Source organism: Lactobacillus nasalidis, assembly GCF_016587775.1.
Taxonomy (GTDB): Bacteria; Bacillota; Bacilli; order Lactobacillales; family Lactobacillaceae; genus Lactobacillus; species Lactobacillus nasalidis.
The window spans coordinates 1-11,144 of sequence record NZ_BOCG01000409.1; the positions used below are offsets into that span (position 1 = coordinate 1).

Sequence of the window (11,144 nt, forward strand, 5' to 3'; positions counted from 1 at the left end):
CCTGGTAGCCGTAGTTGCTGGTCTGAATGGCCAGCTCGCCAGTGGCGGTCGTCATGGCCCCGATGCCGTCGCCGGCATAAGAGCTGCCATCTTCAAGAATTAGATAACGCTTCATCTTACTTCACCCGTTTTTGCCGCAATTCCTCAACCGTTTCCTGGAAAATCCGCGGCGGCTGCACTGAAAATTCCAGCCACTCACCCGTGCTCGGCTGCTCAAAGCCCAGCGTTTGGGCGTGCAGGAACTGGCCATGACCCGGCAGGGTCTTTCTTGGACCATACAGGGGGTCGCCGGCTAATGGGTGGCCGATGTAGGCCATGTGCACCCTGATTTGGTGGGTCCGGCCCGTCTCCAGCTGGCACTCAATCAAGCTGTAGCCAGGATACTGCTCCAGCACCTTGAAATGAGTCACCGCGCTCTTGCCATTTTCAACCACGGCCATCTGCTTGCGGTCTCTGGGGTTCCGGCCGATCGGGGCGTCTACCGTGCCGGCTTCCTCAGCGAAATTGCCGTGGACGATTGCCAGATACTGCCGCTTGTTGCTTTTGGCTGCCAGCTGCTTTTCCAAAGATTCCCGCGCTTTGGCATTCTTGGCTACCATCAACAAGCCCGACGTATCCTTGTCGATCCGGTGAACGATCCCGGGCCTGAAACCTTCCGGACTGGCTGCCAGCTCTTTTGTATGGAAAAGCAGGGCATTGACCAGGGTGTGGTTCGGATGGCCGGCAGCCGGGTGAACCACCATCCCTTGCGGCTTGTTGACCACGATGACATCCTGGTCCTCATAGACAATGTCCAGCGGAATGTCTTCAGCTTCCACAGCCAGCGGCTCCAACGGCAAAACGGTGACCTTCACCAGGTCACCTTTCTGCACTTTATAGGAAACTTTGCTCTTCTTGCCATTGACCAGAACCTCGCCGGCTTGAACCAGTTCCTTGATCCGGCTTCTGGACAGGTCGCTGAGCTGGTCAGCCAGGTATTTGTCCAGCCGTCCGCCGTCTTGGCCGACAGTCAGTTCATACTCGCTGCTCATCCTAGTCCTCCCTTTCAATGAAAAGCAAATAGCTGAAAATCAAGATCACGCCGACGGTAATCGCTGCGTCCGCCAGGTTGAAAATGTTGAACTGGACAAAGTCCAGCTGAATCATGTCAACGACGTACTTCAAATGCAGGCGGTCGATCAGGTTGCCGATGATGCCGCCCAAAACCAGCACCAGGCCGGATTTGAACATCCAGTGGCTGTATTTTTTGTTGAAGTAGTAGTACAAAACGACCCCGATGGCTACCGCGCTGATGAGGTAAAAGAACCACATCTTGCCAGACAGGATGTTCCAGGCGGCACCGTTGTTCCTGATATAAGTGAAGGAAAACAGGCCTGGCAGCACGTCGTGCACTTCACCCAAGCGGTAGTTCGTGACGATATAATACTTCAACCCTTGATCGGCCGCGGCAATCAAAGCCGCGATCACTAATCCAACTATTTGCATAATCCTCTTTTCTAGAACAAACCGCTGATCTTCCCGGTTTCGTCCACATCAATATCCAATGCTGCCGGATGCTTTGGCAGACCCGGCATGTCCAAAATGTGCCCCGTTGACACGACCACAAAGCCGGCACCGTTACGCAGGCTGATCCCCTTGACGTGCAGGGTGAAGCCAGTTGGCGCGCCCAGTTCCTTGGCGTTGTCGCTGAAGCTGTACTGGGTCTTGGCAATGATAACCGGCAGCTTGTCCTTGCCCATCTTCTTCAGCCGGTCCAGCTGCTCTTTGGCCTTGTCGGTGTATTCCACGTCAGCCGCGTGGTAGATCCGCTTGGCCACTTTGGCCACCTTGGTTTCCAAATCGTCATCCATGTCGTAGCTGCGCGCGATCTCATAGTCGCTTTGATCAGCCAGTTCCACGATCTTTTCGGCGGCTGCCTTGGCCCCCTTTGAGCCTTCATCATGGGCCGTCACGATTTCACATGGGAAGCCTTGTTCTTCAATCATTGACTTGAGCAGGTCCAGCTCGGCTTCGGTGTCGGTCGGGAATCTGTTGATGACCACCAGAACCGGGATCCGGTATGAGCGGACGTTGTTCATGTGGCGGTCAAGGTTGGCAAAGCCTTCCTTCAATGATTCCAGGTTTTCTTCCTTCAAGTGGTCAGTCGACTTTTCAGCCTGGTACTTCAAGGCCCGGACGGTTGCCACGACGACAGCAGCGTCAGGCTTCTTTTCCAGCTGGGTCGACACGAAGTCCAGGAACTTTTGCCCGCCTAAGTCAGAGCCAAAGCCGGCTTCACTGAGCACGTAGTCGCTCAGGTGCAAGGCCAGATTGGTTGACAAAATGGAGTTGTTGCCGTGCGCGATGTTGGCAAAAGGTCCGCCGTGCACAAAGGCAGGGGTGTGTTCCAGCGTCTGCACCAGGTTTGGCTTCAAAGCCGTTGACAGCAAGGCCGCGATGGCGCCCTGGAAGCCCAGGTCCTTAACGAAGACCGGCTGGTCCTCGTAAGTGTAGCCAACCAAAATCTTGCCGATTCTTTCCTTTAAATCGGCGATGTCTTTGGACAAGCACAAAATTGCCATCAATTCATGGCCAACCGTCAATTGGAAGCTGGCTGGACGCTCAACCCCGTTGAACTTGGAGCCCTGGCCGATCGTTACCTTCCGCAGGGTCCGGTCGTTGACGTCCAGACCGCGCTTGATCACGATCTTTTCCGGGTCAAGGCCCAGGTCGTTGCCCTGGTAGATGTAGTTGTCAACCAAAGCTGACAGGTTGTCGATGGCTGAAGTCAGCGCGTGCATGTCGCCGGTAAAGTGCAGGTTGATGTCTTCCATCGGAATGACCTGCGCGTAGCCGCCGCCGGCAGCCCCGCCCTTCATCCCGAAGACCGGGCCCATTGACGGTTCGCGCAAGGCGATGACCGTCTTCTTGCCCAGCTGATTGTTGATGGCATCCCCGATCCCGATCGTCATCGTGGACTTGCCTTCCCCGGCCGGAGTTGGCGAAATCGAAGTCACCAGGATCAGCTTGCCCAGGTGGCCGTTGCTTTCGCTCTTCTTGATTGCCTGCCAGTTGATCTTGGCCTTGTCATAGCCGTACGGTTCAAGGTCTTGAGCCGCCAGCCCCAGTTTGGCTGCGACATCGGTAATCGGCAGCTCTTGTGCCTCTTGAGCAATTTCAATGTCTGATTTAACCATTATTGTCACGCTTTCCTTTTAAAACAAGATAATCAATGCTTTGATGTTTGGAAATTCGCGCCCGATAAACTTCAAAGCAGCGCCAGCTGGTCACCAGCTTGGGTTCCCATTCCAGGACTAACTCCTTCCGGTACGGCAGACGCAGCCGCGTCTTTCTGCCAAAAGAAATATAGGAGCGGCTCCAGGTGAAAAAAGCCAGGATCAAGAAAATGAAACCAGTGATCAAAGTTGGCAGGTTGACGAACTGGCTGCCTTCCAGACAGAAGATCACTGTCAAAAAAAGGACCAGCAAGAGCCAGCTGTAATAAATGACACCAGCATCACCTAAAAAGATCAAATGTTTTTTCATGAAAAACTCCTTGTCGCTAGATAGTTTGATTATAACAAAAAACTTGCTCAATACCGAGAAAAACGAAAAATATTTTTAGATTTCAAATTTAATATTCGTGAATAGGACTATAGTTCAGCATCCAAACCGTTTTTTGTAAAAAAAGATCGGTTTTACCAGCTGAGTTTCAATTCCAGGCTGGACTGGGTGCTCTCACAAAGCGAAGCCAGATAAGCCTTCATGTCCGGCATCAGGCTGATCAGGTCCTGGTAGGCTGAAGAGGACTGGATAGCGGCAATTTCTTCCGGACTCTTATAGCTGTTGCCGGTGAAAAAGTCCCAGTGCAGCGACTTCAGCAGCCTAACGGCTGCTTCCTGGCCGGCAGCATCCCTTCTAAGAATGTGCTGCCTGATCAAAAGATCGTTGCTTTGATCAAATACGTCTTTCAAGTAAGCGTGAAAATTGTCAAAAGGCCACAGCTGCTTTTCTTCAGCCGTCAGATAGTTGTTGATGTCAAAAGAGCGGCGCTCATAATGCAGCTTTCTCGCCTCCAGCCTGACGATTCCGTAGCCCTGGTCGCTTTCCGCAAAGCAGGAGGAAACGACTTCCGGCACCGGTACCCAGCCGGACATGACGTGCTGGGCATGAATGTGCCCGGAGAAGGCGCAGCGCACCGGGTAGCGGCTGAGCAGCTGCACGATTTCGCCGGCATTGTTCAGCTTGAAGCCGTCATGTACGACCGAGTTGTGGCTGTAGAGGTTGTGGTGCATGAAAAACAGCAGCTCCTGGCCCGCTTCCAGCGCCCGGTCAAGCTCCTGCTTGAGCCAGCGTTTTTCACCGTCATCGATTGCCCCGCTGGTGACCGGGTGCATGTAGGAATACTGGCTGCCGTACAGGTTTGAATCCAGCAGCAGCAGGCGCCAGCGGTCGTTCAAGCAGACTGAATAAGACAAAGAGGCCGGATCTTGGCTGATGGCCAGGTCATAGCTGCCGGAGAAGATCTTTTTCCAGGCAGCAGGCGAAATCTGCTCGGTCCGCCGGTCTTCACTGCCTTCAAAAGACCGGGCCCAGCCGTCATAGATGTCATGGTTGCCGGGAATGACCAGCAGGGCTACGCCCGCTGCCTTCAAAGGCGCGAAAATTTCCGCCAGCCTTTCAGCCGACCTCTTCGCGCCGTTGAAAGTCAAATCGCCGGTAATGATCAAAGCAGCCGGTCTTTGGCGGACAACTTTTCTGACAAAAGCCCGCAAGGCCAGATCCTGGTAGGCGATATCCTTGCCCGCGCTGGTCAGCCGCATTTCTTGAAAGCGCGGTCCCTGGTCATGCAGGTCGTCAGCAATCAAGTGCGGGTCTGAGATCAGCCAAAATTCAGCTGCTTGCTCCCCCGTGATTTTCTTCATGAAATTCCGTCACTGTCCTTACTTTGACTTTTTATTTTCTGCCGGCCCAGAATTGGTAGTAGTCCACCCGCAGATTACCGTTGTAGAGCTTGCGCTTCTTGCTTGCCTTTTGCCCGAAGCACTTTTCAAAATCAGGATCCGCCGTCAAGTAATACTGGCTGAAGGACTTCAGCGGCCGCAGCACCTGGCCCATCTGCCGGTAGAGCTCTTCAGCGCCCTGCTTGTCTTTCAGCCGCTTGCCGTATGGCGGATTGGAGACGATGACCCCGTTTTCCAGATCGGTGGTAAAGTCCTTGACGGCCACCTGCTTGAAGCGGATGTCCTGCAAAACGCCGGCATTGTGCGCGTTGAGCTTGGCTACCTCCAAAATCGACTGGTCGATGTCGCTGGCCCAGATTGGTGCTTGAGCCGGCCGGACCTGGCTCTTGGCCAGTTCCAGTTCTTTCTCGTGCAGGCTGGGGTCAAACCAGTCAAAACCATCAAAGGCAAACTTGCGCCAGCTTCCCGGAGCAATGTTGCGGGCAATCAAGGCTGCCTCGATCGGCAAAGTCCCTGACCCGCACATCGGATCGATGAAGGGGTGAGTCCCATCGTACGGAGTCAGCTTAATCAAGGCCGCGGCAAAGTTTTCTTTCAATGGCGCGCCGCCATGCTCGATGCGGTAGCCGCGCTTAAACAGACTTTCGCCGGTCGTGTCCAGCGACAGGCGGACAACATCTTTGTAGATATGCACGTCCAGCTGGTAGAGACTGCCGCTTTCCGGCAGCTTGCCCCGGCGGTGGTACTGGGCAGACATCTTGTCAACGATCGCTTTTTTGACGATGGACTGCACGTCTGGTTCAGAGTGCAGCTTTGAGCGCACGCTGCGCCCCTTGACCGGAAAAGCCGCGTCGACTGGCAGCAGCATTGCCCAGTCGTAGGCGTAGGTTTCATCATACAGGGTGGCAAAGTCCCGGGCCGGAAATTCCTTCAAAAGAATTTTGACCCGGTCGGCCGTTCTGAGCCACAGGTTGCATCTGACGATATCGGCCTGGCCGCCCTTAAAAAAGACGCGGCCGTTTTCCGTCACTGTTTCATAGCCCAGAGCCTGCAGCTCTTTGGCAACGACGCTTTCAAAGCCCGCCCCCATCGTCGCGTACAATTGGTATTCTTCCATTTGTTTCTCCGTTCTTTTATTCCATCAAAAAGTTCTCTCCGTCAGGCAGTTTCTTTATAAAAAGAAAAGAGTTGGGCTTCAAACGAAGTCCAACTCTCTGCCTTGCAAATTTCTATAAGCCACGTTCTGTTCCACCAGCTGCTGGCCAGCAGCTGATTTCAGCAGCCATCTATCTCTACAAAAATGTAGTCCAACTTTTAGTTCATTTACCTAAGTTGAGACGCCCCTACCAATTTTTGGGTTACACGCTCGCAGGGTTTACCTCGTTCCACCAAGCCGGTTTCCCGGCTTGCTCCGTCACTGTGGCACTTTCAGAATATTCACGCATGGTCAGCAGACTTTAGCGCTTTCTCCGCCGTGAAGCCACGGGCTTCCTCCAGCTTATTGGGCTGAATACGATCACTACGGGCATCGCAGCCCGTGCGTGCGTGGACTTTCCTCAGCCGGCACAAGTCCGGCCGCGACTGCTCAAAATTCACAACATTTCTATTATAGCAAACTTTCTTACTTTTGTAAGTCTTGAATTCCGTAAACTCGCTGTTCCAGATTGTAGACTTTGCGTTCCAAGGTAGAAAGCCGTTGGATGATTGCCATGTTGGTTGAAATTTCACCGCTGCTGCTGTCCAAGGCGAAGTCGGCGCGCTGTCTCTGGGAGCTCGGCACGTAGGTCTTGACGTCCTCTTCCTTGCTTTCAGTGGTTGCTGAAGCCGGGATCGCCGCTGGACTCTCCTTGACGGCAACTTTTTCTTCCTTGACCTGCTTTTCAGCGTCGATTACCTGCCCCTGCAATTCACCGATCCGCCCGTAGAGATCTTCGATAATATCCTGGAAGGTCTCGTAGTCGGCGATGATCTGATCCAGATAAGAGTCGACCTCATCCGGGTCGTAACCCTTAACCTTGCTTCTGAACTGCTTCTTTAAAATATCCTGTGCGGACAACTTAATATCGTTTAAATCTGCCATTAACTCTTGACTCCTTTATACTAAAGTCATTTTATCAAAAAGATGCCCTCTAAAAAAGAAAGAAATAGTTAAAATTTACCACTCCCGTTGATTTTCTTCATATTCCCGGGCGGCCTGCTCCAGGTCGTAGTAGTCCAGCAGGTCCAGCTGGTAGTCATCGCGTTTTTCCATGTACTTTTCGATCAAGTCGTAGTCGTACTTGCACTTGCCCGGGTATTCCGGATCATAGACCAAGAGTGCCCGGTCGGTGTGCTGCAGCATGAAATGCTGGTAGTCCCGCAGCTGGCGGGGTCCCTGATAGGGAGCGTTTGAGCAGGCTGACCAGAAATCAGCCTGATTTTTCAGATTTTGCAGCTTCAGCTGGTTGTTTTCTCCCCAACGGCTGCCAAAGTCAAGATAAGGCAGCATCACGGCCACGCGCAAGTTGTAGTCCTGCCGCAGTTCAATGGCGGTTTCGGCGCTCCACTGCTCGACTCCCAGGTTTGCGCCAGTAATGACCCAGTCAAGCTGCCCTTCTTCCAGCAAACTCGTCAAGCGCTGTTTTAGGGCGTATTTGATCACGGTGATTTTCGGGTCTTTGTCTCCGAAAGTTCCCAATTCATAGCTGCGGTAGCCGCTGATCCAGATTCTCTGCATCCAATCCCTCCTAAGCTGTATGTTTTGCCGCTTGCCAAAAAACATTGTAACATTGATGAATAATCAAGTGACAGTTTCGCGCTGGACACGCCGCGAAATGCATTAAATAATTCTGATTAGGTTTATCAAGTTTTTATTGTTATAATGACATGCAGGAGTGAGCTTTATGGTTAAATATCCAACTGGCTCTGTTGTACCCCTTAGAGCGGCCCAGCGGCCGGGAGAAAAAGCCGTCCTCAAGAAGGCAAGCTTTTCAGACCGCGGGATGACTCTGGAGCAGCAGATCAATGAATCAAATCAGTATTATCTCGACGAGCGGATTGCGGTCGTGCACAAGAAGCCGACCCCAATTCAGATTGTCAAGGTTGACTACCCGAAAAGATCGCGGGCAGTGATCCGCGAGGCCTACTTTCGCCAGGCCTCAACGACCGACTATAACGGCGTCTACCGGGGCTATTACCTCGATTTTGAAGCCAAAGAGACGCGCAATAAAACTTCCTTTCCTTTAAAGAATTTCCATGAGCACCAGATTCTGCACCTGCAGCAGTGCCTGGAACAGGAAGGGATCTGCTTTGCCCTCATCGGCTTCATGACCCTTGACCGTTATTTCGTCACTCCTGCTTCTTTTTTGATTCAAGCTTGGCAGACCTGGAAAGCCGCTGGCAAGAGTTCGCTGACTCTGGCGGAAATCGAAGCCAGCTCCTTTGAAATTAAAAGCGGATTTCGGCCGACTTTGCCCTACCTGAAAGCAGTCGACCAGATCATTGCGGATAGGAAATTAGAACATGGCAACAAATAACTCAGAGCAAAAGAATACGCGGATGTCCCGCCTTCATGCCAATGACGGCCGCAAAAAGGCTCGACCCGTTCTGCGGGTGATCAAATGGCTCTTTTTGCTGTTCGTCCTCTTGCTCGTCTCCGGTGTCGGCGTCTTTGCCTTCTACGCCAAAGACGCGCCAAGCATCAGCACCGCCAAGCTGCAAAGCGGCGGCACTTCCAGCTTCTACACCACTGACGGCAAGTTTCTGATGTCGCTGGGCTCGCAGACCCGGGTCTATGTCAAAAGCAAAGACATCCCGCAGACCTTGAAAGACGCGGTCGTCTCTATTGAAGACAAGCGCTTCTATTCTGAAGGCCTGGGGATCGACCCGGCGCGGATCATCTCTTCTTTCTTGACCAACGTCAAAAGCAGCAGCACTGTCGCCGGGGGTTCGACCATCACCCAGCAGCTGGTCAAACTGACCTGCTTCTCGACCGCCAGCTCCCAGAGAACCTTGTCCCGCAAGGCCCAGGAAGCCTGGCTGGCCATGAAGGTCGAACGGGAATACAGCAAGGACCAGATCCTTGAGTTCTACATCAACAAGGTCTACATGAACTATGGGACCTACGGGATGGGGACTGCCGCCAACTACTACTACGGCAAGTCACTCAAGAACCTGGACCTGGCGCAGCTGGCCCTGCTGGCCGGGATGCCCAACGCCCCTGTCGCCTACAACCCGTACCTTTACCCAAAGAAAGCCAAGTACCGGCGGGATTTGGTCTTAAAGGCAATGTACGACAACAAGAAGATCACAAAGAAGCAGTACCTGGCTGCCAAGGCCGAAAGCGTTCAGAAGGGGCTGAAGAAGCACTCCAGCAGTTCTGAATCCAAGCTGCGCAAGGTCGATGACGCCTACATCAAGGAAGCCATTGCCGAAGTGCAGGCTGACGGCTACGACCCGTACAACGACAACTTAAAGATCACCTTGAACATCAACCAGGCTGCCCAAAACAAGCTTTACTCGCTGGCCAACAGCGGCAGCGTCGCCTTTACCAGCAAGAAGATGCAGATTGGGGCCACGATCGTCAACCCGAAAAACGGGCACGTCATCGCGATCCTGGGTGGCCGGAACCTGCCTTCGGTTCAGCTCGGCCTTGACCGGGCAGTCCAGACAGGCCGGTCGACCGGGTCAACGATCAAACCGGTCCTGGACTATGCCCCGGCTATTGAATACCTCAACTGGGGCACCAGCCACATCCTGCAGGATACCAAGTACACCTACCCTGGCACCAACGTCCAGCTTTATGACTGGGACAACACATACATGGGCTCCATGAGCATGCGCTATGCCTTGGTTCAGTCCAGAAACGTTCCGGCAGTCAGAACTTTGAATGAAGTCGGCATCTCCCGGGCCTCACTTTTTGCCAGAAAACTCGGCGTAAGCGTCAGCGCCAACGCCGGTTTATCAACAGCGATCGGGGCCAATGCATCCAGCCTGCAGATGGCTGCCGCTTACGGGGCCTTCGCTACGATGGGGATCTACCGGAAGCCGCGCTTCGTCTCCAAGATCGAAACTGCCGACGGCCAGGTCAGAAAGTACAATTCTTCCGGCACGCGGGTCATGAAGAAGTCAACGGCCTACATGATTACCGACATGCTTAAAGGCGTCTTCACCAGCGGTACCGGGACCAGCGCCAAGGTCAGCGGGGTTTACGAAGCCGGCAAGACCGGTACGGTCAAGTATTCCGATTCCGACCTGGTCAAGTACCCAAGCTACAGCTCCACGCCGAAGGACTCCTGGTTCGTCGGCTACACCAAGCAGTACTCGATCGGGATCTGGACAGGTTATGACAACTTGAAGGACGGAACGATCTCCGGAGTTGGCCAGTATTCGGCCCAGCTGATATACAAATACATGATGACCTACCTGATGCAGAATAAGACCAGCAGCGACTGGACCAAGCCTTCAACTGTCGTCAAGAAGCGGATCGTCAAGAACACTGAAGACGAAGTGGCTTCTCCGGGCCAGTCCTACAGTTGGGAATTGTTCGTCAAGGGACACGCGCCGACGGATGCTGACTACACCAGCTCATCGACCAGCACGAATGCCAACTCGAGCTCTACTGTGACATCAAGCCTTGTCCAAAGCTCCAGCTCAAGTTCATCCAAGAGCAGCTCGTCCTCGTCATCTGTCTCTTCTTCATCCAGCTCGTCGAGATCAATTTCCAGCTCCTCGAGCTCCGCGGTTTCCGCTCAGAGCAGCTCCTCTTCATCTGAAGAAAAGACTGCGGACACTGACGCGGCCGGCGGCAAACAGAATAATTAACACAGCTGAATAAGACTTGAAAAGAGTGAAACGATCACCGCGATCGCTTCACTCTTTTTCTTCTTCCCTTTATTCCCTTTTGTCCGCAAAAAATCAATTGTAGGCTATTGATTTTTTGAGCAATGGGTGTAGAATAAACATAACCGTGAACGGAGGTGACTCAATTGGAAGAAATAATTGATCAGAAAATCGAAGACGTCGACATCCCTTTTCAGATAAAGATGATCCATGACGAAATCAGCCGGCAGATGACGCAGCACATGAAGAAGCTGAACATCACGCCGTCCCAGGCAGCCATCCTGCGCCAGTTCACCCTGGCCGGCCAAGACCGGCTGCCACTCAAGCTGCTTGAACGGCAGCTGCACATCTCCCAGCCAACCGTAGCCGGCTTGATCCGCC

12 protein-coding genes and 1 other RNA gene are annotated in these 11,144 nt (G+C 53.2%); 3 read left to right on the forward strand and 10 right to left on the reverse strand.

The genetic code is table 11. The features are described from left to right. The 10 genes from lacNas_RS07480 to lacNas_RS07525 all read right to left on the reverse strand — a co-directional run. The coding region (locus tag lacNas_RS07480) for a carbamoyl-phosphate synthase domain-containing protein (RefSeq protein ID WP_280515155.1) at nt 1-115 on the reverse strand (115 nt) is incomplete at its 3' end. Nucleotide 116: 1 nt separating this feature from the next. Beyond that, complete coding sequence (locus lacNas_RS07485) at nt 117-1,031, reverse strand: RluA family pseudouridine synthase (RefSeq protein WP_201330438.1); 915 nt, start codon at nt 1,029-1,031, stop codon at nt 117-119. A 1-nt stretch (nt 1,032) separates the two neighbouring features. Next, nucleotides 1,033-1,485 (reverse strand): signal peptidase II, encoded by a 453-nt coding sequence (gene lspA / locus lacNas_RS07490; RefSeq protein ID WP_201330439.1) that lies wholly within the window; start codon nt 1,483-1,485, stop codon nt 1,033-1,035. A gap of 11 nt (nt 1,486-1,496) precedes the next feature. Further along, on the reverse strand, nt 1,497-3,176 hold the full coding sequence (locus lacNas_RS07495; RefSeq protein ID WP_201330440.1) for a formate--tetrahydrofolate ligase: 1,680 nt from the start codon (nt 3,174-3,176) through the stop codon (nt 1,497-1,499). After that, nucleotides 3,169-3,525 carry a hypothetical protein gene (locus lacNas_RS07500; protein WP_201330441.1) on the reverse strand — a complete coding sequence of 119 codons (357 nt, stop codon included), beginning with the start codon at nt 3,523-3,525 and terminating at the stop codon, nt 3,169-3,171. Before lacNas_RS07500 ends, lacNas_RS07495 begins: the two co-directional genes overlap by 8 nt. Nucleotides 3,526-3,677: 152 nt before the next feature. Beyond that, nucleotides 3,678-4,904: a metallophosphoesterase gene (locus lacNas_RS07505; RefSeq protein WP_201330442.1), complete on the reverse strand. Its 1,227-nt coding sequence runs from the start codon at nt 4,902-4,904 to the stop codon at nt 3,678-3,680. Between the two features lie 31 nt (nt 4,905-4,935). Then, entirely contained in the window at nt 4,936-6,060 is a 1,125-nt protein-coding gene (locus tag lacNas_RS07510) for a THUMP domain-containing class I SAM-dependent RNA methyltransferase (RefSeq protein ID WP_201330443.1), read from the reverse strand. Nucleotides 6,061-6,170: 110 nt separating this feature from the next. Continuing rightward, an RNA gene (rnpB, locus tag lacNas_RS07515) (RNase P RNA component class B) lies at nt 6,171-6,536 on the reverse strand. A 28-nt stretch (nt 6,537-6,564) separates the two neighbouring features. Beyond that, nucleotides 6,565-7,023 (reverse strand): DivIVA domain-containing protein, encoded by a 459-nt coding sequence (locus lacNas_RS07520; RefSeq protein WP_201330444.1) that lies wholly within the window; start codon nt 7,021-7,023, stop codon nt 6,565-6,567. Between the two features lie 75 nt (nt 7,024-7,098). Then, nucleotides 7,099-7,659, reverse strand: coding sequence for an SLOG family protein (locus lacNas_RS07525; protein WP_201330445.1), 561 nt, complete (start codon nt 7,657-7,659; stop codon nt 7,099-7,101). A gap of 166 nt (nt 7,660-7,825) precedes the next feature. Here lacNas_RS07525 and recU point away from each other — a divergent pair, with 166 nt between their 5' ends. From recU to lacNas_RS07540, 3 genes are all read left to right on the forward strand, one after another. Further along, entirely contained in the window at nt 7,826-8,458 is a 633-nt protein-coding gene (recU, locus tag lacNas_RS07530) for a Holliday junction resolvase RecU (protein ID WP_201330446.1), read from the forward strand. Continuing rightward, the gene (locus lacNas_RS07535; protein ID WP_201330447.1) at nt 8,445-10,745 is read left to right on the forward strand and encodes a PBP1A family penicillin-binding protein; all 2,301 of its coding nucleotides are present in this window, start codon (nt 8,445-8,447) and stop codon (nt 10,743-10,745) included. Before recU ends, lacNas_RS07535 begins: the two co-directional genes overlap by 14 nt. 164 nt (nt 10,746-10,909) lie before the next feature. After that, nucleotides 10,910-11,144: winged helix DNA-binding protein (locus lacNas_RS07540; RefSeq protein WP_201346743.1), on the forward strand; the 235-nt coding region annotated here is incomplete at its 3' end.

Bases quoted from the DNA above. Each gene is read 5' to 3' on its own strand.
- lacNas_RS07510 (WP_201330443.1), bottom strand. From the start codon at position 6,060: ATGGAAGAATACCAATTGTACGCGACGATGGGGGCGGGCTTTGAAAGC.
- lacNas_RS07485 (WP_201330438.1), bottom strand. From the start codon at position 1,031: ATGAGCAGCGAGTATGAACTGACTGTCGGCCAAGACGGCGGACGGCTG.
- lacNas_RS07500 (WP_201330441.1), bottom strand. From the start codon at position 3,525: ATGAAAAAACATTTGATCTTTTTAGGTGATGCTGGTGTCATTTATTAC.
- lspA (WP_201330439.1), bottom strand. From the start codon at position 1,485: ATGCAAATAGTTGGATTAGTGATCGCGGCTTTGATTGCCGCGGCCGAT.
- lacNas_RS07495 (WP_201330440.1), bottom strand. From the start codon at position 3,176: ATGGTTAAATCAGACATTGAAATTGCTCAAGAGGCACAAGAGCTGCCG.
- lacNas_RS07535 (WP_201330447.1), top strand. From the start codon at position 8,445: ATGGCAACAAATAACTCAGAGCAAAAGAATACGCGGATGTCCCGCCTT.
- lacNas_RS07525 (WP_201330445.1), bottom strand. From the start codon at position 7,659: ATGCAGAGAATCTGGATCAGCGGCTACCGCAGCTATGAATTGGGAACT.
- recU (WP_201330446.1), top strand. From the start codon at position 7,826: ATGGTTAAATATCCAACTGGCTCTGTTGTACCCCTTAGAGCGGCCCAG.
- lacNas_RS07505 (WP_201330442.1), bottom strand. From the start codon at position 4,904: ATGAAGAAAATCACGGGGGAGCAAGCAGCTGAATTTTGGCTGATCTCA.
- lacNas_RS07520 (WP_201330444.1), bottom strand. From the start codon at position 7,023: ATGGCAGATTTAAACGATATTAAGTTGTCCGCACAGGATATTTTAAAG.